Below are 26,200 nucleotides of genomic sequence, written 5' to 3' on the forward strand. Positions count from 1 at the left end.
ACCTCTAAATCTAGTATTCGCCTGTGAATGGCGATCGTGATGGCCTGTCTACGTCAACCTCAGACCTCTATTAGACGCTAATAATCTATAAAGGTTGCGAATATATTCCATAAAAATTGAGAAATCTCACCAACATTAAGCATTAAAGTCCTAAATATTCCTTAATACCAGCTACAATTTCCCTCGCTAATTTGTCTTGAAGCTGCTCACTATACATCCCTGATTCATTTCCTGAATTAGTAAGATACCCCACTTCTAGAAGTACTGCCGGCATACTTGTTTCTCTTGTAACATGCAGACTTTTCGTTCTTACTCCGTTGTCCTTGAATCCAGTACCAGCTATCAGATGTTTGTGCATAATCTGTGCAAGCGGCAGACTCCCACTACGCGAATAGTACGTTTCGCTGCCATTTATTTTATCTCTATTCGGATAACCCTGCTCCAGTGAATTCCCATGAACTGAAATAAATAGATTAGCCTTTGCAGCTTCTGCGATATTCACACGGTCCTGAAGACCTAACGTAATATCTTCAGTCCTAGTAAATACGACGTCAACCAAAGCTTCTTGCATCAACAGTGCTTGTACTTTACGGATAACAGCTAAATTGAAGTCTTTTTCCAGTTTACCTGTGAGGCTGACTGCTCCTGATTGTGACCCTCCATGACCCGCGTCGAGAACTACAACTGGCTTTCCTGTCATTCCACTACCACCTGAGGTATTCCCTTCACTGCCTGTAACATTCAAATCTAGTGTCACCAGTCCAGTACTTTCATCCGTACTTAATTGATAAGGCTGGCTCCCGACCGTTTGAATCACGAACCTAACAGTAGAAGGACTTACACTGAACAACGCATACCGGATCTCAGAAACTAGAGGGTAACCAGTAACATCCAGCTTCCCTTGCGGACTTCCGTTTGTCGTAATACTCGGTAGGCCTCCTACGAAATCAGGAGCAAAAGCCGCACCGGGAAAATCTACGACGATTCGATCTGGACTGCTCATTTTTGTGATGCTAGGTTTAGCAGCCCCAGAAACAGCGATGATTAATCGATTCTCAGTGAAGGCTGCCCCATTTACAAGCGGACCTGCTGCATTCACACCAGTGCTTCCTGGTACGGAAGATGATTGTGGTGTCGGTGAGGGCACAACACTTCCAGCGCTTGTGCCATTATCCATGCCGGGTGTAGTAATCTGAGTTGGAGAAGGCGTACTTGTTGCTGTAGGACTAGTAACGGTTCCCTCAGGTGTAGCCACCGAAGCTTGTCCACCCGTCAAATAGACCGTTTTATCGCTATTATCCCAGCCAACCTTGAGCCCGAACTGCTCACTTACGAAGCGAATCGGAACGAGAACTGTACCACCGCTTTGCTTGGGTGCTGCGTTTAAATCAAACGTTACTCCATCCGCATCAGCTGTTTTTCGTCCTACAGCCAGCTCAATGCTTTTTCCATCTTGGTGAACCGTTACTTTGCGGGCCTGCTGCTCCCATAAAACCTCAAATCCAAGATTCTCCACTACCACTCTGACAGGGATCATAACACTGCCATTGACGTTCTCAAGTTTAATTCCTTTTGGTAAAGTAAGCTCTTGATTATCCATAATAATTCTGCCTGAGCTACTACTAGCTGCGGCAGCTTCACGTCCAGTGAATGATAGTAATAATAATGGCAGCAACAATAGCAGCAACGTTCGATACCCAACTCTTCTCATTTTCCCGCTCCTTCTGCAAGTGATAGTTCTAGATAAATACTTAGACGACAGAAATCACCAAATGTTTCCTTAATAACCAATGAATATTTTGATTATAGCAAAAAAAACTTCTATTTCCGTGACCCGGAAATAGAAGTTTTGCGTAATTTTTGTAAAAATTAAGAATAAAACCAGTCATACCCTACTATTAAGAGAATAACTTAGCCGCATGACGCTCTTCATACGCAGCAATTTCATCCGCATGTTGAAGGGTCAAGCCGATATCATCCAGACCTTGCAGCAAGAACTGACGGCGGTGCTCATCCAGATCAAAACTGATGCTTAGTCCAAATTCATCATGAAGTGTATTGCTTTCAAGGTCCACGGTCAACTGGTAGCCATCATGCTCGGCTGTCCGATTAAACAGCTCATCCACTTGCTCTTCCGAAAGCTTGATCGGCAGAATGCCATTCTTAAAGCAGTTGTTGTAGAAGATATCTGCATAAGAAGGTGCAATAACAACTCTGAAACCATAATCCATAATCGCCCAAGGTGCATGTTCCCGTGACGAACCACAGCCAAAGTTAGCACGTGAGATCAAGACAGAAGCATCTTTATAGCGTGGTTTATTCATTTCAAAGGCAGGATTATCGTTACCAGCCTCATCAAAACGCCATTCGTAGAACAAAAATTGTCCAAATCCAGTCCGTTCAATCCGTTTCAAGAACTGCTTTGGGATAATCGCATCCGTATCTACATTCACCCGATCTACTGGTGCAACAATTCCTGTTAATTTTTTAAAAGCATCCATAGTTTTATCCTCCCGTGTTCTCTCTAGTTCTATGAGCTGACAGCTTCCGTCTTATAGTTCCAATCACGTACATCAGTGAAACGACCTTTTATCGCAGCTGCAGCAGCCATAGCTGGGGATACCAGATGCGTGCGTCCACCGCGACCTTGACGTCCTTCAAAGTTACGGTTCGAGGTAGATGCACAGCGTTGCCCAGGTTGCAGTACATCAGGGTTCATCGCAAGGCACATGCTGCATCCCGCTTCGCGCCATTCAAAGCCCGCGTCAGTAAAGATTTTATCAAGCCCTTCCTTCTCAGCTTGCATTTTAACACGACCAGAACCAGGAACAACAATGGCAGTAACCTTGTCAGATACCTTATGGCCTTTTGCTACCACGGCAGCGGCTCTCAAATCTTCGATCCGTCCGTTAGTACAAGAACCGATAAATACATAATCAATTGGAATTTCAGAAATAGGAGTTCCAGGAGTCAAATCCATATATTCAAGCGCTTTTTCAGCAGCTTTGCGTTCATTTTCAGTGGTAAAGTCAGCCGGATTTGGCACGCTAGAGTTGATATCTGTACCCATGCCCGGGCTAGTACCCCAAGTCACTTGTGGAATCAATGTCTCCACATCGAATTCAACAACCGTATCATACTGAGCACCTTCGTCACTAACAAGACTCTTCCATCCTTCAACAGCAGCGTCATAAGCTTCGCCTTGCGGCACATATTGACGTCCACGCAGATAGTTAAAAGTAGTTTCGTCAGGAGCGATCAAGCCGGCTCTTGCTCCGCCTTCGATCGACATGTTGCAGACGGTCATACGTTCTTCCATCGACAACTCACGAATAGCTTCACCTGTGTATTCAATTACATAACCTGTTGCAAAATCAGTACCATATTTAGCAATAACACCAAGGATCATATCCTTTGCTGTTACACCAGGATTTCTTTTACCAGTAAAGCGTACTTCCATTGTTTTAGCTTTGGATTGCTGCAAACATTGGGTAGCCATTACATGTTCAACTTCGCTTGTTCCGATACCAAAGGCCAGCGCACCGAATGCACCATGTGTAGAGGTATGGCTATCACCACAAACGATAGTTTTACCAGGGTGAGTCAAGCCGATCTCAGGACCCATTACGTGAACAACACCTTGATCAATATCATTTAGGTCGAACAATCTCACACCAAAATCAGCACAGTTTTTAGAAAGTGTATCGATTTGTTGCTTGGAAATTGGATCTTTAATGTTAAAACGGTCCTTGGTAGGAACGTTGTGATCCATTGTAGCGAAAGTCAGTTCAGGACGGCGAACCTTGCGGTTACTGAGGCGAAGTCCTTCAAACGCTTGTGGAGAAGTTACTTCATGAACCAAATGAAGATCGATATAAATAATGCTAGGCTTACCTTCCTCTTGATGAATAACATGATTATCCCAAATCTTCTCAAACATTGTCTTGTTGCTCATAATTTCACCTCATTAATAGAATCGTTCATTGGAAGAGAGCGTGGAGTCTCTCTTGAATGATCTAAATATAACATCACCATCTTTATAATTCCAAGATATGATATCTATAGAAGTGATAGGTTCAACCTATAAGATTGAAGACGTTTTTTTCTGAGACCCTAGTAAGCCCACTCCTTAGACGAATGCCCTTCATACTATATCGGGTCCTAGTTGTTGAAATGCAATGCATTTGTTAGCTCAGAAGGAGTTGGAACAATTGAAGTCAGGAACGAGACTTACCGGGCGAGTTATTTTCAAAGGTGATCAAGGGTATGAAACGGCACGTAAGAATTGGGATCCGCATACTGACAAATTCCCGAAAGTGTTTGTTTTCGCACAAAAAACACAAGATGTTGCGAACGCCATAAAATGGGCTAACGAGAATAAAGTCCCCATCCGTGCAAGAAGCGGTAGACATTCTCTGGAGGTTAATCTTTCACAGGTCACCGGAGGAATTGTCATCGATGTAAGTGAAATGAAGAAAATCAAACTAAATAAAAAATCAGGAACTGTTGTTGTGGGTACCGGAAATACAGTGGGGAGAATTGCACACACGCTTGCTGGGCAAGGATATATGGCTCCATTCGGCGATAGCCCTACGGTTGGAATCGGAGGCATCACCCTAGGCGGGGGTATCGGGCCGCTCCAGCGAACCGTGGGCCTTGTTAGTGATAATCTAATCGAACTCGAAATGGTTGATGCCAAAGGGAAAATTATTCGTGCCAATAAGAATAGTAACTCTGATCTCCTCTGGGCTTCACGCGGAGGTGGCGGGGGGAATTTCGGAGTTTACACCAGTTACAAATTCAAAGTACGTCCAGCTCCAGCTTCGGCTACCGTTTTTCGTATCACCTGGCCTTGGGATCAGTTCGAGAAGGTATTCAAAGCTTGGCAACTCTGGGCTCCTTCCGTTAATACCAAGTTGGGCAGTGAATTATCCATTGGTCCGAAAAAAGGCGGTAATGTCACTATGACGGGGCTGTTCCTCGGATCAAAAGCAGAGGCTTCTCGCCTCTTAAAGCCCGTTACGAGCGTAGGAACGCCTACAAATCAAATTATCCGCTCTTTGCCCTATACAAAAGTAGTGAGTTTTATGTTAGCGCCCGATCCAGTGCTAACTCAAAGAGTCAGCAACCAGTTCTCCAGCGGTTTCGTAAGAAAACCCTTCCCGGACAAGGCAATTAAGTCCATGCGTGAATTCTTAGAGAAAGTGGAGGGAGAGTTCGCAGGTTTCTTTTTCCTCAACTGGGGTGGAGCTGTGAGCCGTAAGTCACCCAAATCTACAGCCTTCTACTGGCGTAAAGCGAAATTCTATGTAGAGTGGAATAGCTCATGGATCAAGAAATCGGAAGCTGCCAGAAATATATTCGTAGTACGAAATACACGTCGGAAGCTGCAGCCATTTATCGTGGGGAGCTACATCAACGTTCCAGACCAGGGAATTAAAAATTCCGGAACAGTATATTATGGGGCGAACTATCCTAGATTACGGAGAGTCAAAGCTAAATATGACCCGGGAAATATATTTAACAACCCTCAAAGCATCTCTCCAGCCCGCAAAGTATAGTAAGACGTAATAAGATAGCATAGAAATTAGACCGGCAAACATAAAGGACTCCAGCGATTACTGGTAAACCACACCTTCCTATTTGCCGGTCAGAGCGTTCGTGCACGAACTCACATGCGAACCTATATAAAACTTCAACTTCATAGGTTATACTTATAAGTAAAAACAATCTCCCAAAGGAGTTTATACATGGAACTGAGACAACTACAATATGTACTGCAAATCGCAGCCGAAAAAAACTTCTCCCGAGCAGCGGACAAGCTGCACATTGCCCAACCATCACTCAGTCAGCAGCTTTCCAAGCTGGAAAAAGAGCTCGGTGTAATGCTGTTCCAGCGAAATACCAGTTCTGTTGAACTGACCTATGCTGGATCTAAATTCGTAGAGCAAGCCCAAATCATCATTGATGGCGTAGAACTGCTACGGCAAGAAATGTCTGATATTTCTGAACTGCGTACCGGGCGAGTCGTTGTAGGCAGTATGCCGATCACTGGTGCACATTTACTACCGCATGTGCTTCCTGTTTTTAAACAAAATTATCCGGAAGTAGAAATCACTCTGCTCGAAGACTCCTCCATGAACCTAGAGAAGCTTACTGCGAGTGGTCAGACTGATTTAAGCCTGCTCTCATTGCCGCTCGAAATTCCGGCTCTTGCTTACGAAGAACTGGGTGAGGAAAGGATCGATCTTGCAGTCCCACCCGAACACCCACTAGCTAAACGTAGCTTAGATGGAACTAAGACCTCTTTGGAAGAACTAAAGGACGAGCTATTTATTGTACTTAAAGAAGGTCAAGGCTTCCGCAAAATGACTATGGATCTGTGCCGAAACGCTGGCTTCGAGCCAAAAATTGTTTTTGAGAGCAATAACATGGAGACAGTTCAGTCACTGGTGGCTACTGGCATGGGGGTAACTCTTGTACCTCATTTTATCGCCCGTGCACCGCGGAGTGAATTCGTGCCTGTCTACTTGCCTCTAGCTAATCCAGCCCCTAGCCGAACATTAGTCGTAGCCTATCGACGTGGACGTTATTTATCCAAGGCCGCAAAGGCTTTTGTAGAAACATTTAAATCTACGGTAGCTGAACTAACTGAGGAATAGATACTTAGCCTTTCATAACCTTCTTCCAAAACATATGAAATGCCCTGATAACCAATCGTATGGTTGTCAGAGCATTTTTTTCAAGTTTTCCTTATAAAATTTTCTGTTTTATTTACGCATATTACGCTTTGTAATCAGGCGGTTCTGATCATCTGACACTCGAGCCGTACTTTCATTAACAGATCCTTTAACAATGAAAGTTCCGGTATGTTCCTCCACAAATTCACGAGTCACACTATTTTGAAACTCTGCTATTTCGTTTGGATCTTGGTTCTGTGCCTGCTCAGCATTGTTGCCTTTAGTCACTTCAATCCACCTCCTAGTAACAGATTATAAGTACTTTACCCCCTCGCTTAGAGGCTAAACATAATATTTAAAGCTCTCTCATGCGAGAAATAGTTCCTTCGTTTTTCCTTTGCAATGCAACCATCTCCATGGTATTCTATTGAAAATAAGTGAAACGTGCAGACGGGACCAGTAAGAATGAGTCTAACCGCGCCTAGAGAGTAAATTCCGACAGGCTGAAAGAATTTACCGCGGTTTTCGTTCCGAATCCTACCCCCGAGCGGCCTGTGCTAAACAGGACGGATCCTCCCGTTACGAGAATGAAGTCGGATGATCCCTCATCAATGAAGGTGGTACCGCGGAAGTTAATAGCTTTCGTCCTTTGCTAAGTCTAAGGATGGGGGCTTTTTGTCGTTTTCAGGATCTATATAATACTAAGGAAGTGAACAGAAATGACGACACGAATCGTAGTCAAAATAGGCAGCAGCTCGCTGACTGGAACAGAGGGCGGTTTGAATCGCGAAGCCGTCTCCTTCTTCGCTTCAGAGATTGCCGAATTGAAGAGAAACGGCTGCGAGGTTTTATTGGTAACCTCCGGTGCTGTAGCTGCAGGCTTTCGCAGTATCGGTTACCCAACACGTCCAAAGCTACTGCATGAGAAGCAAGCAGCGGCAGCTGTAGGCCAAGTGCTGCTCATGCAGGCATATCAAGAAGCTTTTGCTGAGCATGGAATTACCACAGCACAAATTTTACTAACCCGTACCGACTTTTGTAGTCGCAGAGCCATGAATAACGCTATGATGACGGTAGATGAGCTGCTTCGCCAAGGAGCGGTGCCTGTATTTAACGAGAATGACACCGTCTCCGTAGATGAGTTGAAATTCGGCGATAATGATACTTTATCTGCGCTCGTAGCCAACCTGCTGAAAGCCAGCAGATTGCTCGTCTTAACCGACATGGATGGCTTATATAGCGGAGATCCGCGGAAACATCCCGACGCTGTTCGCTATCAGTTCGTTGATGATATTACGCCAGAGATTTATGCTATTGCCGGTGGAGCCGGCTCTAGTGTGGGAACGGGTGGTATGCGTTCAAAAATCGATGCTGCCAAGATTGCCACACGAGGTGGTGTACCTGTCTTTGTTGGAAGAGCTACCGAGCCTGGAGATTTACAACTCGCAGCGTCAGGAACGGGTCGAGGTACTTATTTTGCAACCAAGTTATCTTCCTTGCCTGTTAAAAAGCAATGGCTTGGCTTCATGTCCACCCCGCTCGGCTCCCTTTACATTGACGAAGGAGCCGTTGAAGCGCTGCTCCATGGCGGTCATAGTCTGCTGCCTGTCGGCGTCAAACATGTAGAAGGGAATTTTCATGCAGGTGATGTTGTAGAGGTCCTTGGACCTGACTCCAAATTGCTGGGACGCGGGATTGTGAATTACGATGACGCCCAGCTGCGCAGTATTCAAGGCTTACCAAGCCGTCAGATTGTTCCGAAGCTGGGAGAAGTACACCGGCTAGAGGTCATTCACCGTGACGAATGGATTACTTTAAGGTAAGGAAACTTGTCCATACAAAATTTAAGGAGGAATCGTCATGAGTGAAGTTGTCAATAAAACAAAATTAGCCAAGGAAACCACTGGAGTATTAGCTAGTCTAACAACCGGTCAAAAAAATGAAGCTCTCTTAGTGATGGCAGAAGCGCTACGCCGTGAAGCTCCAGCCATTATTGCCGCCAACAAGGAAGATTTGGAACGCGGGCGCCTAAGCGGCACTCCTGAGTCTATGCTTGATCGACTAGCCTTAGATGTAGGCCGAATAAACAGTATCGCTGAAGGACTTCAACAAATCGCTGTATTACCTGATCCGATTGGTGACACGCTAGAAACCATTGAGCGTCCAAATGGTCTGGGCATCCAGAAACTCCGTGTTCCACTCGGTGTCATCGGGATCATCTATGAAGCACGCCCAAACGTAACTGTTGATGCTGCTGGTCTGTGTCTTAAGACGGGTAACGCTGTTGTGCTGCGCGGTGGCTCCTCCGCTCTGTCCTCTAACCGAAAAATTGTCGAGGTGCTTCACCAAGCGCTAGCAGGGACTTCAATGCCGAAAAATGCACTTCAGCTGATCGAGGATCCCAACCGTTCCTCCGTTGATGAAATGCTTAAGCTCAACGGACTACTTGATGTAATTATCCCCCGTGGAGGTAGTTCTCTGATTCAAAATGTTGTGCTTAACGCAACCGTGCCTGTTATTGAAACAGGTGCAGGCATCTGCCATACTTATCTCGACGCAAGCGCCTTGCCAGAAATGGCACAGAACATTAGCTTGAATGCCAAAGCACAACGCCCTTCGGTCTGCAATGCCATGGAGACGCTGCTCGTTCATCGGGATTTCGCAAAAGAGTATTTGCTTTCATTAGCCGAAGCTTTCCGTGAGGTTAAGGTTGAATTGAGAGGCTGTCAGGAAACAATATCTTATGTCCCATGGGCATTACCTGCAACATTAGAGGACTATGCTACAGAATATAACGATTATATCTTGAATATCAAAATCGTCAGCGATTTAGATGAAGCTATGCAGCATATCGCCCAGTATGGAACGAAGCACTCGGAATGTATCGTAACAGAAGATCCGGATAACGCTTCACGCTTCTTACAGGAAGTAGATGCTGCAGCTGTTTACCACAATGCTTCCACCCGCTTCACAGACGGCTTTGAATTTGGATTTGGTGCAGAGATCGGCATTAGTACACAGAAACTCCATGCTCGTGGACCAATGGGTCTACCTGCCCTTACTTCAACCAAATATAAGATTTATGGAACAGGTCAAATACGAGGCTAGTGTCCACGTATCTGTTTTCAATTACACCACTTTAGGAGGATTTTAGCCATGTGTCAGCAACCTTCCATTCCACTAATGAATCATAATATTGTATTTTATGGCGCTGGCTCCATGGCAGAAGCCATCGTTCGCGGGATGATTAGCCGCAGTATCGTGAAATCCGATAATGTTATTATGCTTAACCGCAGCAGTAGTGAACGTCTGGCAGAGCTAAGAAGTCGTTACGGCGTAATCGGTACAAATGATCCTGAACAAAAAACAGATTATCTACGGAACTCACCAGTAATTGTGTTAGCAATGAAGCCAAAAGATGCTGCCGAAGCGCTACGCGGATTAAGTCCTCTTCTTTCTCCAGATCAGATCATAGTTTCTGTAATCGCTGGGCTGTCCATTCGAACGATGCAAGGTCTGCTTGGTAAAGAGCAACCCATCGTCCGCACAATGCCGAATACTTCTAGTTCTATTGGTCTTGGTGCCACCGGCATTGCCTTTTCCAAGGAAGTAGATGAGAAAGGTCGACGCCTTGCACTCAACATCTTTGAAGCTGTCGGACTTACAACAGTCATAGACGAAGAACGCATGGAAACCTTGACGGGTATTTCCGGCAGTGGACCTGCCTATATTTATTATATGATGGAGGCAATGATCGCTGCTGGTATACGAGGCGGACTGCCGCTTGATCAAAGCACGCAGTTAACCGTCCAAACGGTTCTAGGTGCTGCCAGAATGGTACAGCAAACGGGTGAAGATCCAGCTGCACTTCGCAAGAAGGTCACTTCCCCGAATGGTTCTACACAAGCAGCAATAGAAGTACTAGAGCAAGGAGAATTCTTTGAAACTGTCATTGCAGCAGTAAATCGATGTGCCGAACGTTCCCGTGAAATGGGCGCTGCGCTTGAGAAAGAGCTGCATTCCTAATTAAAAAGATCGCTCCCAGACCACATTGGTCAGGAAGCGATCTTTTTTCAAATTAAAACTTAGATTAACTGGTCACAACATTTCCATAAGTATCTCGAACAATCACTTTAACATTAGCCGGAGCCCCGACAGTCACGTCCAATGTGTTCCGAGAATTATCGAATAGCAGGTCTCTAGGAGTTTCCCCTAAAATGATGTATAGCGTATTCCCAACATGCTTTGTTTGAAGCAGCTGCTGCTCTTGTGCTTCTTGTAGCTTTCCTTTATTTGAAAAATAACTTCCAAATACATTTAGCTCGTTTCCACCCGTTTGATCCACTTTAATCCCATAAGGCTCGGCAGCTTGAATAATGATGGTACTAACGCCATCTGGAACGGCTCCTTTCCAATCTGGCAATGCATAACTTTCTTGCACAGCTGAAACGGTACGGCGAAATTCCTGTGTTAATCCTAAAGAACTAAATGCTGCAAAAACTAGACAACATACTGCTATAAAACCAACGAACAGAACACTTAGCACGTCATAATACATTTTTCCTTTTCCACGAAACCATAAAGTGTATATTACAATTTCTAAGCCTAATAATATAAAAATAATCGGCCACCAAGCTAACGTCGTCTCGAACACCTCCGCGCCTCTCCACTGCGAGACCATAATTAGTGCTCCCAGAAATAAAAGACTCAGTCCCATCGACAACGTTCCTACACGCCAGCGCCTTGTTTTATCTTCCGTGACTGGACGCTCATTTGGAACAATGACTCCCTGCTGTATTTCTATCGGATTATTCAAGAGTGACCACCCGTCCCTTTTCTTCCTTTATTATTTTTACTTCCCGCCATCAGCTTCAAACCACCGCCAATCAATAGCACGGATACAATAATGGTCCTGAAATATTCATTGACTCTATACTCCAAACGCCATTCAGGAAATCTGATATCAAGTGCGGGAACTGCGACATTCACTACAATGTAATACAGCCCTAGACACATCAGAGCAGCTCCAAGCCATCCTTGATGATTTAAAAACCCTTCTATGACTGGCTTATCCTGTAAAGGCTCACGTCCATGTCGGCTGACAAGCTGTAAGCCATCGAATAAACTGTAAAACCAAATGACTGGAATGAGGAAGAATAGCAGCGTTAAACGCAGTAGGTCCATGACATAAATACTCCCGAGGAATAGTAACATGAGCTGTAATCCTCTTTTTTGCAGCCCTAGATACATTTGTCCGGCACCCGGAAAAGCAGAAAGCAGTGTAGCCAAAACTTTGCTACGGCGCCCCTCCTCACGACCAGCCTCCATCTCTTCGAATAAGGTACGATCTACCATTTCTTCTCCAGCTTGCTTGCGATGGATTAACTGAACCGCATCAAACATACAATATAACCAAATCACTGGTAATACGCCAAACAGGAGAAGGAAAACATCACTTGACGTAATCCCTGCCAGGAATAACATCACGGTCATGAAACCGAAGAAAGAAATGAGGAAAGACAATCCTCGCTGCATCAACCCCATATGAAAATGACCCAATCCTGGAATGAACGATAATAAAATTACATGTACACGCTCATTATCGTCTGTCTTAACGGGCATTGAAGAATAATCAAAATTCGATCCATCTGGAGTCATTACCGGAGTAGGCATCTGCAGCATTTTAACCACCAGATGCACCATCGAAACCGTCCCGATGAGCAGGAACCCCATCACACCCATTATTAGTATATCCTCGGCACCTTCAGCCACAGCTATTAAGAACGACATAAATAAGATGCCAAAGCTTAACAGAAGATAAACAATTCCCTGTGGACGTTTTCCCATATAATAATGACCTGCTCCAGGAATCAAATTAAGAAAAAAAGCTTTTAATTTACTACGCTGCTGTTGCATGTTTCATTTCTCCTCTCATCACTTTCTGCTGCCCATTAGCTGATCCAACCATCCGCTAGTTGCCTGTATGACTTGCTCGCTAAATGATAGGGATTTATCTTTTTTAGGGATCATTAGCTCCATTTGACCTGTGTGCAGCTTATCAAACATACCTGATGACATAATCAACAGTGTAAGTGACGCGGCAACAGCATAATGAAAGATTGTCTTTTCGTACCAGCGATATCGCCGCCCCCCCTGTTCAACTGTCACTTGATCCAATGCTGCTGAAGATTCGGTCATTTTTGCCCAATCAGCCATAACTCTCTCTGTAAAAACAGACGAATTCTCCAATGAAGGCAGATCCTCCTGTAGCTCATCCAGCATTTCCATATAGGAAGTAAACGTTTCTTCATCTTCCAACAGCAATCGTTCCCAATCTTCTCTGATCGTTTCTTCCATGTGACCTTCAACATACGCTTTTGCTTGTTCACGTTGGTTTGGATCTTCTCCACGCTTCATCATAGCCATTCGTCCTCCTTCCAATGGTTTCGAATCCATTGTCTCGCCCTATATAATCTGGATTCTACCGTCTTCAGTGAAATTCCCTGCTCTGCAGCAATCTGATCATATTTTTTATGTTCCAGATAATAGGCCACCATAATTCCACGATGAGTTTCTGGCAGGCTATTAATTTCACTGAGCAGCCGATCCATCCGATCACGGCGTACAACACCTGACAACACATCCTCCTCGTTGGAAGCGGTCTGGCTTAGTACAAGCTCATAGTCAACAGGCAGTTCCCTAAGTCGATCACGCTTACGCTTAGCATCGATTGCCTTATTTAAGGCGATCCGTGTAATCCATGATTTCAAGCCTTGAAAACGGTAGTCAGGGAGAGATTTGTACATTTGTAAAAAAGCTTCCTGAGCAGCATCTTCCGCCATCTTGGCATCGCGTAATACAGAATAAGTAATTTTGTAAATTTGCTGACTGTATGTATTTACAAATTGGCGGAACGCATCTTCGTCACCTTGGCAAATCTGCCGAATTAATACCTCTTCTTCAATGACTCTCCCCTCCTTCCCACAGCAATAGACGCCATCGATTACAACTACCCCTGCATTTTTTTATAAAAATAATAAAAAAACCGCACTGACTTTAGCGATGGGCTAAAGCAATGCGGTTCTCTCCTGAGCAAGCTATCTTCCGCCATTGCGGAATTTTTGCGTATAGTTCTTAACATCCTGAGCGTTCTTGACCCGGTTGCGGGCCCATTCCAGCAATATTCGATCAATATAACGGAAATGAACCTTTCCTGCAAATACAGATTCCTTCAGTGCTAACAGAATCAGCTCCTCGGGATACCGGTCTTGATCAACCCAACTAGATATCGTCTCACATTCCATTGGAGATAGCGGACGTCCGAATTCCTTTTCGAAAATACTGAACAGATTTCGGCTTTCCTCTTCAGCTCCAAGTTGAGAAGGAGATGAGGGGGGCTTTCCGCCGAATCCACCCCCTGAAGCAGCCCGTGGTGCCGAGGTTGCATAGCCCCCTGCGTGCTTATCTTGCTCATGCTCTTGCACAACTGTCGCTAGATAAGCACCAAGCTTTCCGTATAACCCTGAGAAGTTGTAGCGTTCATAATGGATGTCTCTTAGTTCATCGTTGTCTCCATCGATACTAATGAAACCTTCCTTCATAAGCTTCTGCAATTCTCCTGCTAGAACAGATATGCTACGGCCTGTTACGACCTGAAGCTCCTCAAGCGAAGGGAAGTCAATCCCTTCCACCTGCCTGAAAGAAAGCAGATGGATCAGCAGCATGGCCTCACTTCCGCTTAAATTCAGCTTCCGGTAATACTTCAGTAATGCATAAGGTATGACGGCCATTCCGTTCTCCAGACCGAAGGAGACGCCTTCGCCCCAGGTACTCCATCCTTTGCCGTCCATGAACGTCCCCCTTCAAATATAAGAACTTATGGGTAGAGACGGTACAGCGTACGTGGGAATGGAATAGTCTCACGTACATGGTCAAGGCCACAGATCCAAGCTACAGTACGCTCAAGTCCAAGTCCAAAACCAGAGTGAGGTACAGATCCGTAAGTACGCAGATCCATGTACCACTTGTAAGAGTCCATCGAAAGATTATGCTCTTTGTAACGCTCTTCAAGCAGTGCAGGATCGTCGATCCGCTGTGAGCCACCAATAATCTCTCCGTAGCCTTCTGGAGCGATCATATCCGCACACAGCACGACTTCTGGACGATTTGGATCCGGCTTCATGTAGAACGCTTTGAAAGAAGCAGGGTAATGAGTAATAAATACAGGTTTATCGTATGCTTCTGCGATTGCTGTTTCATGAGGTGCACCGAAATCATCACCCCAAGCAATATCTTCAAAGCCTTTATCGTTTAAGAACTTGATTGCATCGTCATAAGTAATCCGTGGGAATGGCGCTTTGATATTCTCCAGTTTGGAAATATCGCGACCTACTGCTTCCAACTCCGCACGGCAATTCTTCAATACGGATTGCACAACGAAGCTAATAAACTCTTCTTGTACCTTCAAGCTTTCTTCGTGATCTGTAAAGGCCATTTCTGGCTCGATCATCCAGAACTCGATTAAGTGGCGACGAGTCTTGGATTTCTCCGCACGGAAAGTTGGTCCAAAGGAATATACACGGCCCAGTGCCATTGCAGCAGCTTCCATGTACAACTGTCCACTTTGGGTCAGATAGGCATCCTCATCGAAGTACTTCGTGTGGAACAAGTTAGTAGTTCCCTCTGCCGACGTTGGTGTCAGAATCGGAGGATCTACCTTTGTAAATCCACTCTCGTTAAAGAACTGTTGGATTGCGCGAATAATTTCCGCACGAATAACCAGAACAGCACGCTGCTTCGAGGCACGAAGCCAGAGATGACGGTGATCCATCAAGAAATCTACGCCATGCTCTTTCGGAGTAATAGGATAATTCTCTGTAAGATGCAGGACTTCAATTCCAGTTACAGTCATTTCAAACCCGGACTGACTGCGAGGCTCCTCGCGAATAATTCCGGTCACATACAAAGAGCTCTCCTGCGTGAGGCTCTTAGCAGCATCCCATACCTCTTCAGGTACTTCTGATTTCACTACAACTCCCTGAATATAACCTGTACCATCGCGAAGCTGCAGGAACTGAATTTTACCACTGGAGCGCTTGTTGTTTACCCAACAACCGATAACAACGCTCTCTCCAACATGTTCATTCACGTTCTTGATTACACTCTTGTTAGCCATGCCTTCAATCTCTCCTCTAATTTAGCCGTTAATTCCTTGCACAATACGGTGTGTATCGCGTGCAATGACAAGTTCTTCGTTTGTCGGAACTACTAGCACTTGTACCTTGGAATCTACCGTAGAGATACGACGTGGATCGCCGGAACGAACTTTGTTAGCTTCAGCATCCAACTCAATACCCAGGAAAGTAAGGTTATTTAGCAGTTTCTCACGAAGCAATGAAGCATTTTCACCAACACCGGCAGTAAATACGATCGCATCTACACCGTTCATGGCAGCCGTATATGAACCGATATACTTGCGCAAGCGGTACTCATACATTTCAAAAGCTAGCGTGGAATTAGGCTCACCTTTTTCCATACCCTCAATAATATCACGCATGTCACTGCTTACGCCCGAAATTGCTAAGAGACCACTATGTTTATTCAACATGGAGTTCACTTCACCTACAGACAATTCTTCCTTGTTCATTACGTAAGGAACAATTGCTGGGTCAAGGTCACCACTGCGTGTACCCATCATCAAACCTTCCAGAGGTGTCATACCCATCGAAGTATCCACGGACACTCCGCCCTGAACTGCAGTTACACTACCGCCGTTACCGATATGACAAGTAATGATCTTCAGATCTTCCAGCGGACGCTCCAAGTACTCCGCAGCAGCCTTGCTTACGAAGTCATGTGATGTACCGTGTGCGCCGTAACGACGAACTTTATATTTATTGTACAGTACTCTAGGAATAGCGTACATATAAGCTTTCTCAGGCATCGTTTGGTGGAAGGCAGTATCGAATACAACGACCTGCGGTACACCCGGCATATTTACTTCAGAAGCCGTAATCCCCATCATTGCTGCTGGGTTATGCAGTGGTGCAAGGTCAAACAATTGACGAATTTTCGTTTTTGCGTCAGCATCCACAAGTGCGGAGGCTTTGAAGAATTCACCACCATGCACTACGCGATGACCTACAGCATCAATTTCTTTAATGGATTCAATTACACCATGCTCCTTGTCTGTAAGACAAGCAAGGACTTTACGAATCGCAGTATTATGTTCCAGGATTTCGCTTACTTCTGTCACTTCCGCTTTGCCAGTCGGTTTATGGTTCAGAATAGAGGAGTCCATTCCAATACGTTCAACCAAACCTTTAGCCAAAACCGATTCATCGTTCATGTTATAGAGCTGATATTTCAAAGAAGAACTACCTGAGTTAATAACTAGAATATTCATACACGGTCACCATCCTTGTCGTACTTGAAGAAGCCTTCTCCTGATTTCATACCCAGTTGTCCTGCACGTACCATCTTCTTGAGAATTGTAGAAGGGCGGTATTTCAATTCACCGTACTCACGGAACATATTTTCAAGCGCAGCAAGAACCGAATCCAAGCCGAATCTGTCAGCCATTTCAAGCGGTCCATATTGGAATTGATAACCGATACGCATAGCATCGTCAATATCCTGTGCGGAGGCAACGCCCTCTTGCAACACATGCATAGCTTCATTGATAAACAAGCAAATGAGGCGTGATGTTACAAATCCTGGGGATTCATAAATCATTACACCTTTTTTCTCAACAATCTCATCAACAAAGGATTTTGTGTCTTCAAAAGTAGCATCTGAAGTTTTCAGACCGCGTACGATTTCAACAAGATCCACTTTAGCAACAGGATATATGAAATGCATTCCGATCACGCGTTCCGGATACATTGTAGAACTTGCAAGTTCAGTCAAGCTAAGTGTTGACGTATTGCTGGCAAGAATAATGTGATTTGGACATACTTGATCCAATTGATTTAGAATCTTTTTCTTTTCTTCCAAATCCTCAACAATGGTTTCGATGACCATATCACAAGAGCTGAGTTCTGCGAAATGTGTCACTTTTTGAATGCGGCTAAGAATCAGCTTCTTTTCTGCTTGAGTGATCGCCCATTTCTCCAATTGCTTATCTAGACTTGTCTCGATCATTTCGTAAGAGTAGTCCAGTTTTTCTGCGGTTTTCTCCACCAGCAATACATCCAGGCCTTTGGCTGCTAACATTTCAGCAATACCTTGTCCCATTGTGCCACCGCCGATGACACCTATTTTTTTGAAATTCATAAAAAAGTCTCCATCCTTTCAGGTATCTATACTTTTGTATTGTACCTTGTCTGTCGCAAAAATTTATAAAGCCCGACATATAATGATATCTTAGCATGCCTGAAAAGTAAAAAAAAATAACCAGCATAAAAATTTATGCTGGTAAAAGGACGCTGTCACGAAATTGACATCGAAATTGCTCTCCAGAGAGTACTTCTTCCTTCATTAAAATGTCAAGAGAGTAATCAAATACATTTCGTTGCTTTTCAAGGTGCTCACGAGTGCGCGTCATCAGTTCATCCAATATCTTACTATTTTCCTTCATAAGCTCTTCAGTGGTAACCATTTCCAGCTTAGCAATGCCCAGCGAAGTTAATCCTGACTTCATCATCGTTTCCACAATATTCAGCGCCTGATCGAAATCAGCGCGTGAACCTGTGCTTCGTCCGCCATAATACATTTCTTCAGCCGCCGCTCCACCAAGTGCAATCATAATCTGATCTTCCAAATAATCTTTGGTGTACAAATACTGCTCTTGCTGAGGATTGTGCCGTACATATCCAAGGGCTTGCCCACGCGGAGTCAGTGTAACCTGACTGACGCTTCCAGGACGAAGGAGCTCTGCCATAATGGCATGTCCCAGTTCATGAATAGCGACCCTCTTTTTCTCTTCGTGATTGGTTTCTCGATCCGTTTTTTCACCCATCATTACCTTGTCAATCGCCATCGACAGATGCCGCTGCTCAACTTCCGTCAAGTCCTCACGCATCATATAAATCGCAGCCTCATTCATGACACTTTCCAGCTGAGCACCGGAGAAGCCATAAGCTTCTTCAGCAATTTTGTCGAGACTCACTTCTGGATGAAGAGGTTTATTCTTCGCATGCAATTCGAGAATCGATTTACGGCCCTTCTTGTCAGGCATGTCCACTTGAATATGACGGTCGAACCGTCCAGGACGTAGCAATGCCGAATCAAGCATCTCTTTCCGGTTTGTTGCAGCTACCAGCAGAATACGCGGTGTTTCGTTATTATAAATACCGTCCATCTCAGTCAACAGCTGATTCAAGGTCTGATCATATTCACGCTGCTGCCCGCCTTCACGTTTACCGCCAATTACGTCAATTTCATCAATGAAAATAATGGCACTCTGCTTGTTCTCCTTAACAGCGCGGTTACGGGCATCCTTGAACAAATCACGAATCCGACCGGCCCCGACACCCACATACATTTCAACAAATTCACTACCTGATGCAGCTACGAATACGGAGTTTGTATAATGTGCAGCCGCTCTGGCCATAAGGGTCTTACCTGTTCCTGGAGGACCAGTGAGCAGAATCCCTTTTAAAGGACGAATCCCAAATTTGCTGATCTCCTCATGACGGATCAAAAAATCGAGTGCTTCACGAAGCTCTTGCTTCGCATTGTCTTGCCCGCCAATTTCTTCAAAAGTTAGCTTCGAAGGTCCTTCCTTCTTGCGTTTTTTCCCAGCACCAGCATTCACCGTAAGACCGCCTCGCAAATGAGCAATTATAAGAAGTGCAGTAAGCATTCCAGCTGCTATAACAATTGGGAATATATTTATACCTAAAAAAGCCATGAAAATAAACAGTACAGGAATAAATCCGAGTAAAATTTCTTTAAGATACTTAGGCATTATTCCATACCCCCAAGGTCGCAGGTTTTCGCGGCAAAATAATAAATTTACTTTCTTTTCCAATGCTTAAACTAACATACACATTGTTGTCGTCGATTTCAGTAGATGCTATCACATCTTTATATTCCGAATGCTGCTCTTTTAATCTATCAAGTTCAGTAGGTATAAGAGTATATTTACGGCTCTCCATCGCTTCAGCTACAGAGAACAACGCTTTATCCCAGTAATCATCTAATAATTCATTTGAATTTTGATCCACATCGAGTTTAAGCTTACGTCCTTCAATCACTGACTTTCCTTCTTTAGATACATACGATACTAGATCACGTAAATTCGTGCCCGGCTGCAAATCAAGTTTCAAAGTGACCTCATCGCGGTTAATACTAATATGTGAATTATTTACTCCCTCATAACCGGATACAATCTTTTGGAGCGGTTCCTGTAAAGCAAACTGACGATATAAAAAGAATCCTCCGAACAATAGAGTAGCCGACAGTAGAGACGTTATCAGTACAGGTACAAGACGTAATTTCAAGAAACGTCCTCCTCTCAAAGATGACAAAATGTAAACAGAATGATTAATAAATCAAAGCTGTTAAGCGCTCATCAGAGCCTAACGTTCTCTTAATACTGTTCTAATTACAAACAGTAGTATATCACATGTGTATATACGAAAATGAAAAAAAGTGTGAAGATATTTAAAATTTTATTTTTTATTTTTTTCCAATTCATTAAATATATTGATTTATTTCAACGAAAAAAAAGAGCCGTTACTTGTCGTTAACAGGCTTATTTCCACATGTGTTTTTTAAATAAAAATATATAAAAACTACCTACTTAGTATATCACAAATAGTACATTACGAGTATATCAAAATAATCCATCATATTAACGAAAACAAGCGAACCATAAATGGTCCGCTTGTTTCTAGTATAGTACTCTTGTTTATTTTAGCGGCTGGGTAAACTATATCCTTCACCCATTCGAGCTCCATCTGAGAACCGATAAAATTGATAATAATACCGACCGCTTTGTTTATAAAAAAGCTGCCATGCATACTCTCCGTTATATACCCCCGGCAACAACCGCTCGATACTAACGTCCGGAAGATCAGCTTTAATTATGCTGCGTATTTTCGCTTCAGAGGTCCCTTTACTCAGTTCCTCAGCATATACTGCGTCGTTGCCTTCTGCAAACTTCCCGTCTACAGTAAAGCGTACCCATACCATTAACTCGGTCCCGGATTGATTCTTCCCTGTTAAGACCCAGTACACTGCATTTTCATCCCACACGGATTTCTGTGCTTTAGTTACCTCTGTCAGACCAGCGCTGGTTTTGGCGATATCCTTAGCAATATCTCGCTCGTTCCATTGATCTTTCATAATATAGGCATAGAACTGGATAAGTCCAAACAGAAGGAGCAGAATCAGAACTGACCCCAGGAGGATCCATTTTTTCCTTTTCTTCAAGGTGCAGCTCCCTTTCTAGTAATATATCTTTTTTGATTATATAACACACCCGTGTGTTTATCCAAAGTTTCATATTCATTCATATAAATTCTTATATTTACAGAAAAGGCCGTAACTTTTGCAAACGCAGAAAGTCACAGCCTTACAGTTAATTCTTATCATCTTAGACTACCGCTTGAGCAGCCCCTCAAAGGATTCTTGCGCCTTACGACGGATAGCTTCCTCATCTAACGTTACACATTGTCCATGTTTTACAACCTGTTTACCATTCACCCATACATGCTCAACATCCTTGGCACTGGCAGAGTATACAGCATGAGACAGCAAATCTGTGTGCGGTAGTAAATGCGGCTGGTCTATATCAATCGCGATAAAGTCAGCTTTCATGCCTACAGCGAGCCTGCCCACATCATTTAAAAAGATAGACTTCGCGCCATACTCTGTAGCCATACTCAGAGCTTCCGGAGCCGGTACAGCCGTAGGATCACCACTTACACCTTTATGGATAAGTGCTGCAAGACGCATCTCTTCAAACATATCCAAGTTATTATTACTTGCCGCGCCATCTGTACCCAACGACACCTTCACACCGGCCTTTAGAAGATCCGTAACACGAGCAACTCCACTAGCCAGTTTTAGATTACTTCCCGGGTTATGAGATACACCTACATTATGACGAGCCAGAATCTCGATCTCTTCATCATTCAAATGAACGCCATGAGCAACAATAGACGGACGTGTGAACATTCCAAGCTTCTCTAAATGAGCTACAGGCCGCAGTCCGTAATCCACTACATTCTGCTCCACTTCGCGTTTCGTTTCGGACATATGGGTATGCATCGGTAAATCCAAATCATGCGCCGCCTGTACAAACTTAACAAAGAAATCCGGCGGGCAAGTATATGGAGCGTGTGGCGAGATCATCGTTGTAATTCTACCGTCAGCCTTTCCATGCCAGTTCCGTGCAAAAGAAATCGCTTCCGCAAGCTTGTGATTCTGTACTTCCTCTGGACAAAGACCGATCACGCCTCTCATCAATACAGAACGGATACCTGACAATTCGACCACCTCAGCTACTCGATCCATATGATCATACATATCCAGGAAGGTTGTAGTGCCACCTTTCAGCATTTCCAGAACAGACAAGGAGGTTCCCCAGTACACATCTTCTCCGGTGAATTTCTCTTCCATCGGCCACATTTTTTCCTGAAGCCACACTTGAAGCGCTAAATCATCTCCATAACCACGAAGCAATGACATTGCGGCATGGCCGTGTGTGTTTACCAGACCAGGCATAAACAACAGACGACTGCCATCAACAACTTGCACACCTTCTTCCATCAAAGGCTCTTCTTTTCCTATGTAAGTGATCAAATCATCTTCAATAGTCATATATCCACTAAGAACAGGCTCATCCGTTCCCGGAATAAGAAAACGCCCGCCTTTGATAATCGTTTTACTACTCTTCATTTCCGCTTTCTTCCTTTCCGTCTTTCAAATAATAAGCAAGACTTTGCAAATCCGTTGTAAAATCGGCTGCATGAACCCGGATATTCGGTGGTGTTTTTAGAATCACTGGTGCAAAATTCAAAATCGCCTCAATGCCAGATTCAATAAGAATATCTGCTACATTCTGCGCTTCTGAGTCAGGTACAGTAATAATCCCAATTCGAATGCCTTGCTCACGAACTGTCTGACCTAGCTCTTCCATGGGTTGAACCGTAAGAGAGTTGATTTTCCGCCCTACCTTAGGTGCATAAGAATCAAATATAGCGGTAATCTTCATAGTATCTTTCAGATAAGCATTATAATTAGATAATGCATGTCCAAGGTTACCGGCACCTACTAATGCCACATTCAGCTGTTGGTCCAGCTTCAAAATATGACGGATTTTCTCAATAAGATAAGTTACGTCATACCCAATACCTTTTCTGCCGAAGTCTCCAAAATACGCTAAATCTTTACGGATTTGAGCGGGATTCAGATCAAGTTTTTGTCCTAATTCTTGCGAGGAAACGGTTAATATTTCACGTTTCTGAAGATCATTCAAGAAACGTAAGTACACAGGAAGTCTGCGAACAACGGCTTCTGATATTTTATCCGATTTCATAATTTACCTCCTAATTTAAGTACTATTCTGTTTGAATCCTATTAAAATTTCTGTACCTCGTCTCAATGAAGAGCGGTATTCTCTTATACCGCCCTTCATTGTGGAGTGATTAATTAAACAGAAGATGTCCTTCTTAAGAAACGCCTCCGTCTTCCAACCACTCTGCTATACGAGGAACCATTTGATCCGTAAGCATATGTTCCATTTTCGGGCCAGGCAACGAATAAAGGAAATACTTTCCATAATGAGATTCGATAACCCTAGTGTCATACACTATAACAATACCCCGATCCTGCGCTGTCCGTACCAGTCTTCCAAATCCTTGCTTGAAGCGGATAACTGCCTGAGGCACCGACAATTTCATAAACGGATTCTTCTTCTGGGCTTGTAATAACTCAGACTTCGCTTCCGCTAGAGGGTGATTAGGCGGTTGAAATGGAAGCCTCACGATGGCTAAGCATGTCAATGCCTCACCCGGAATATCTACTCCCTCCCAGAAGCTGCTAGTTCCAAGCAGAACTGAAGCAGCACTGTCCTGAAAGCGTCGAATCAGCTTACTGCGGCTTCCACCTTCCACGCCTTGACCTAGCACCGTGATTTCTTGTGAGGCTAGAGCTTCTTTCAGAGGATCGTAAACTTGGCGCAGCATCTTGTAAGAAGTAAACAGAACAAGCATCCGTCCGCGTGTCGTAATCGCCGCTTCTGCTAGTGACTGTACGAGCGTATCGACAAATCGGGCATCACCCACACTGCCCTTCACACTAGGGAAATCCCGTGGAATTACTAATAGTGCCTGCTCCCGATACTTAAAGGGAGAAGGAAGGAGAGATGTCATTAGACGCCCCTCTTCCGCAGCTTCATTAAGTCCGAGATTATCAATCATAAACTGGAATGATTTATCGACAGAAAGCGTCGCCGAGGTTAACACAATACTTTTCTTTTTGTGGAAGAACAGCTCTTTAAGCTGGGTACTAACATCAACAGGGACGGCATATAACTGTAGCGATTTGCTGCGATAATTTCCATTCGCCTCCAGCCAATATACTACATTCTCGTCGTTTAATCCCATAAAAAACCGTACTTGCTCACGTATAGAAGCTAAATCCTTAAATAAGCCGCTAATATCGGTTACTAAACTATCTGAAGAAGATTGACCTTCTTGATCACGCATCTCATTAAGCATCTTATCACCCTTACGGATAATTTCGCTTAATGTCAGATTTATAGTATTCTCCAAAGCAACCAATTCATCCCAATCTTTCGGTTTACGGGTAGGAAGTAACCGCATGACTAGCTGTCCAGCTTCTTCCGCCGCTGCATTGCTACGTTCCGGCAAGAGGCTAAATAGCTTGTCACTAAGTAGATCCCAGGTTTCTTTTACAGTAAGCAGATCTGGATAGATTCTATCGATAACTCCGCTCCATTCAGAAGCTTCCTCACTGCCTGATGACTGAAGCATTTGACGAAGCGTTGGGAGTTGGCCGTTACGACTATCCTTGTATAATCGGGACAGCGTGTGAGCCACCGTGAAATGCTTCATATGCATACCTAAATGCTTGCCAGCCACGTCCTCCAGATGATGGGCCTCATCAATAACAAGATGTTCATAGGCCGGGAGTAGCTGGTGCCCAGCCTTAACATCTGCGAAAAGCTTAGAATGGTTCGTAATAACCACGTCAGCAATACCCGCTTCATGTTTTGCCCGATGGTAATAACATTTGCGGAACCAAGGACAGGAGCGACCGAGACAAGAATCGGTATCGCTTGCTACCGTCTCCCAGAAATCTCCGCCACGACCGCTTAAATTGAGCTCTTCGTCATCCCCTGATTCACTTTGTGTCAGCCAAACGATCATCTGAGCCGCAGTAAGTGCATCTTCCCTTGGACTTATAAAGTCTTTTTTATTAATTTTATGTTCAAACTTACGAAGACACAAATAATGCCCTCTGCCTTTAAAAATCGCAGCTTTAAATGGAAATGGAACTACCTGTGTTAACAAAGGAATATCACGCTCACGCAATTGATCCTGCAGATTAATGGTATGAGTGCTGACCATAACTTTCTCATTAGTACGAACACTTTGGTATATGGCAGGCAACAAATAACCAAGCGATTTGCCGGTTCCTGTCCCTGCTTCGATCAATAGATGTTTGTCTTCGGCAAGTGCCGTAATCACCTCATTGATCATAATATCCTGAGCTTCTCGGCTTTCATACTGTGGCAAAGTGTCTTTAAGCCGTTTAGTTACTTCATCCATATAATCTGTAAATGATAAATTCTGTAGCGGATTCTCAGCATGCTCGTCACGAGGTGGAGCTAGTTCATTCCAATCCCCTACTGCAAGCGCTAATTGACGATAGAAAGTCAGATCACCTTCGGGTTGAAGCGTCTCCGCTTCCCGTTCACGCAGCAGACCATCAAAATACCAACCTAAATCACTATCTTCTTCGGTAAACAGCTCACATAGTCGCTGGATGGTGAGTAACGGTAAACTGTAAAGCTCCTCCAGACATTTCAACAAGACAAGAGCTGTCGCCAGTGCATCACTATCTGCCTGATGCGGACGATCATGTGTCACTCCAAAATGTGCACTAACTGACCCTAGTTGATAGGATGTTAGGGAAGGAAAGCAGATTTTTAGAAAATCAATCGTATCTAAAATCCGCCCTTGAAATGGTAAATACCCACATCGATCTAAAGCATTTTGCAAAAAATGGAAGTCGAATGCGACATTATGCCCTACAAGCACAACATCATCCAAGAGTGGAACAAGCTCCATCATCATCTCATCCAGCTCAGGCGCATCCTTTACATCATCGTCGGTAATCCCCGTCAGACCAGTTATAAAAGGAGGTATCGGCGTTCCGGGCTTGACGTAGGAACCATATACCCGGGAGATGGACCGGTCTTCTTCTATAATTGCAAGGCCAACCTGGATAATTTCACCCACGGATTGGGTTCCCGTTGTTTCAAAATCAAGCACGGCAAATTTCATTATAATTCTATTCCCTTTCAATTGAGACTCTTAATC

The 26,200-nt window shown here is 44.2% G+C and carries 23 protein-coding genes; 5 read left to right on the forward strand and 18 right to left on the reverse strand.

All coding sequences use genetic code 11. The annotated features are described in order from the left end of the window. Window positions 1-142 precede the first annotated feature (142 nt). The 3 genes from R50345_RS19940 to leuC form a co-directional block, all read right to left on the reverse strand. Window positions 143-1,711: an N-acetylmuramoyl-L-alanine amidase family protein gene (locus R50345_RS19940; RefSeq protein WP_042129460.1), complete on the reverse strand. Its 1,569-nt coding sequence runs from the start codon at window positions 1,709-1,711 to the stop codon at window positions 143-145. A 187-nt stretch (window positions 1,712-1,898) separates the two neighbouring features. Further along, window positions 1,899-2,501 carry a 3-isopropylmalate dehydratase small subunit gene (leuD, locus tag R50345_RS19945; RefSeq protein WP_042129463.1) on the reverse strand — a complete coding sequence of 201 codons (603 nt, stop codon included), beginning with the start codon at window positions 2,499-2,501 and terminating at the stop codon, window positions 1,899-1,901. Window positions 2,502-2,530: 29 nt separating this feature from the next. Further along, window positions 2,531-3,955, reverse strand: a complete 1,425-nt coding sequence (leuC, locus tag R50345_RS19950) for a 3-isopropylmalate dehydratase large subunit (protein ID WP_042129465.1) — start codon at window positions 3,953-3,955, stop codon at window positions 2,531-2,533. Window positions 3,956-4,178: 223 nt separating this feature from the next. Between leuC and R50345_RS19955 the strand changes: the two genes are divergently transcribed. Together R50345_RS19955 and R50345_RS19960 are read left to right on the forward strand one after the other, a co-directional pair. Continuing rightward, entirely contained in the window at window positions 4,179-5,561 is a 1,383-nt protein-coding gene (locus tag R50345_RS19955) for an FAD-binding oxidoreductase (RefSeq protein ID WP_042129467.1), read from the forward strand. A gap of 189 nt (window positions 5,562-5,750) precedes the next feature. Further along, window positions 5,751-6,662, forward strand: coding sequence for a LysR family transcriptional regulator (locus R50345_RS19960; RefSeq protein WP_042129468.1), 912 nt, complete (start codon window positions 5,751-5,753; stop codon window positions 6,660-6,662). A gap of 108 nt (window positions 6,663-6,770) precedes the next feature. Here R50345_RS19960 and R50345_RS19965 read toward each other — a convergent pair whose 3' ends face one another. Further along, a complete protein-coding gene (locus tag R50345_RS19965; RefSeq protein WP_042129470.1) occupies window positions 6,771-6,968 on the reverse strand; it encodes a hypothetical protein in 198 nt (65 codons plus the stop codon). A gap of 431 nt (window positions 6,969-7,399) precedes the next feature. Between R50345_RS19965 and proB the strand changes: the two genes are divergently transcribed. From proB to proC, 3 genes are read left to right on the forward strand one after another with little or no spacing between them, the layout of a single operon-like run. Then, complete coding sequence (gene proB, locus R50345_RS19970; protein WP_042129472.1) at window positions 7,400-8,503, forward strand: glutamate 5-kinase; 1,104 nt, start codon at window positions 7,400-7,402, stop codon at window positions 8,501-8,503. 37 nt (window positions 8,504-8,540) lie between these two features. Beyond that, entirely contained in the window at window positions 8,541-9,788 is a 1,248-nt protein-coding gene (locus R50345_RS19975) for a glutamate-5-semialdehyde dehydrogenase (protein WP_042129474.1), read from the forward strand. 48 nt (window positions 9,789-9,836) lie between these two features. Beyond that, window positions 9,837-10,706, forward strand: coding sequence for a pyrroline-5-carboxylate reductase (gene proC / locus R50345_RS19980; RefSeq protein ID WP_042129476.1), 870 nt, complete (start codon window positions 9,837-9,839; stop codon window positions 10,704-10,706). Between the two features lie 64 nt (window positions 10,707-10,770). Here proC and R50345_RS19985 read toward each other — a convergent pair whose 3' ends face one another. From R50345_RS19985 to dinG, 14 genes are all read right to left on the reverse strand, one after another. Further along, window positions 10,771-11,496, reverse strand: a complete 726-nt coding sequence (locus R50345_RS19985; RefSeq protein ID WP_052414664.1) for a hypothetical protein — start codon at window positions 11,494-11,496, stop codon at window positions 10,771-10,773. Next, the gene (locus R50345_RS19990; RefSeq protein WP_042129478.1) at window positions 11,493-12,596 is read right to left on the reverse strand and encodes a membrane protein; all 1,104 of its coding nucleotides are present in this window, start codon (window positions 12,594-12,596) and stop codon (window positions 11,493-11,495) included. The genes R50345_RS19985 and R50345_RS19990 overlap by 4 nt, the downstream gene beginning before the upstream one ends. 18 nt (window positions 12,597-12,614) lie before the next feature. Next, window positions 12,615-13,100, reverse strand: a complete 486-nt coding sequence (locus R50345_RS19995) for a hypothetical protein (RefSeq protein ID WP_052414665.1) — start codon at window positions 13,098-13,100, stop codon at window positions 12,615-12,617. Then, window positions 13,097-13,645, reverse strand: coding sequence for an RNA polymerase sigma factor (locus R50345_RS20000; protein WP_081954140.1), 549 nt, complete (start codon window positions 13,643-13,645; stop codon window positions 13,097-13,099). The genes R50345_RS19995 and R50345_RS20000 overlap by 4 nt, the downstream gene beginning before the upstream one ends. Before the next feature lie 132 nt (window positions 13,646-13,777). Beyond that, window positions 13,778-14,530 (reverse strand): DnaD domain-containing protein, encoded by a 753-nt coding sequence (locus R50345_RS20005; RefSeq protein ID WP_042129483.1) that lies wholly within the window; start codon window positions 14,528-14,530, stop codon window positions 13,778-13,780. A 26-nt stretch (window positions 14,531-14,556) separates the two neighbouring features. Then, window positions 14,557-15,855, reverse strand: a complete 1,299-nt coding sequence (asnS, locus tag R50345_RS20010) for an asparagine--tRNA ligase (RefSeq protein WP_036676308.1) — start codon at window positions 15,853-15,855, stop codon at window positions 14,557-14,559. 21 nt (window positions 15,856-15,876) lie between these two features. Next, window positions 15,877-17,085, reverse strand: a complete 1,209-nt coding sequence (locus R50345_RS20015; RefSeq protein WP_042129486.1) for an acetate/propionate family kinase — start codon at window positions 17,083-17,085, stop codon at window positions 15,877-15,879. Then, complete coding sequence (locus R50345_RS20020) at window positions 17,082-17,954, reverse strand: 3-hydroxyacyl-CoA dehydrogenase family protein (RefSeq protein ID WP_042129488.1); 873 nt, start codon at window positions 17,952-17,954, stop codon at window positions 17,082-17,084. Before R50345_RS20020 ends, R50345_RS20015 begins: the two co-directional genes overlap by 4 nt. Before the next feature lie 133 nt (window positions 17,955-18,087). Then, window positions 18,088-19,590, reverse strand: a complete 1,503-nt coding sequence (locus R50345_RS20025) for an AAA family ATPase (RefSeq protein WP_042129491.1) — start codon at window positions 19,588-19,590, stop codon at window positions 18,088-18,090. Continuing rightward, window positions 19,583-20,125, reverse strand: coding sequence for a hypothetical protein (locus R50345_RS20030; protein ID WP_042129492.1), 543 nt, complete (start codon window positions 20,123-20,125; stop codon window positions 19,583-19,585). The genes R50345_RS20025 and R50345_RS20030 overlap by 8 nt, the downstream gene beginning before the upstream one ends. Before the next feature lie 415 nt (window positions 20,126-20,540). Beyond that, window positions 20,541-20,972, reverse strand: coding sequence for a cell wall elongation regulator TseB-like domain-containing protein (locus R50345_RS20035; protein WP_231573833.1), 432 nt, complete (start codon window positions 20,970-20,972; stop codon window positions 20,541-20,543). Window positions 20,973-21,227: 255 nt separating this feature from the next. Continuing rightward, window positions 21,228-22,529, reverse strand: a complete 1,302-nt coding sequence (locus R50345_RS20040) for an amidohydrolase (RefSeq protein WP_042129495.1) — start codon at window positions 22,527-22,529, stop codon at window positions 21,228-21,230. Beyond that, window positions 22,519-23,169 (reverse strand): redox-sensing transcriptional repressor Rex, encoded by a 651-nt coding sequence (locus tag R50345_RS20045; protein WP_042129497.1) that lies wholly within the window; start codon window positions 23,167-23,169, stop codon window positions 22,519-22,521. The genes R50345_RS20040 and R50345_RS20045 overlap by 11 nt, the downstream gene beginning before the upstream one ends. Before the next feature lie 133 nt (window positions 23,170-23,302). Beyond that, the gene (gene dinG / locus R50345_RS20050) at window positions 23,303-26,164 is read right to left on the reverse strand and encodes an ATP-dependent DNA helicase DinG (protein WP_042129499.1); all 2,862 of its coding nucleotides are present in this window, start codon (window positions 26,162-26,164) and stop codon (window positions 23,303-23,305) included. Window positions 26,165-26,200: the final 36 nt, after the last annotated feature.

This window comes from Paenibacillus sp. FSL R5-0345 (genome assembly GCF_000758585.1).
In the GTDB taxonomy this organism is placed as follows: Bacteria; Bacillota; Bacilli; order Paenibacillales; family Paenibacillaceae; genus Paenibacillus_AQ.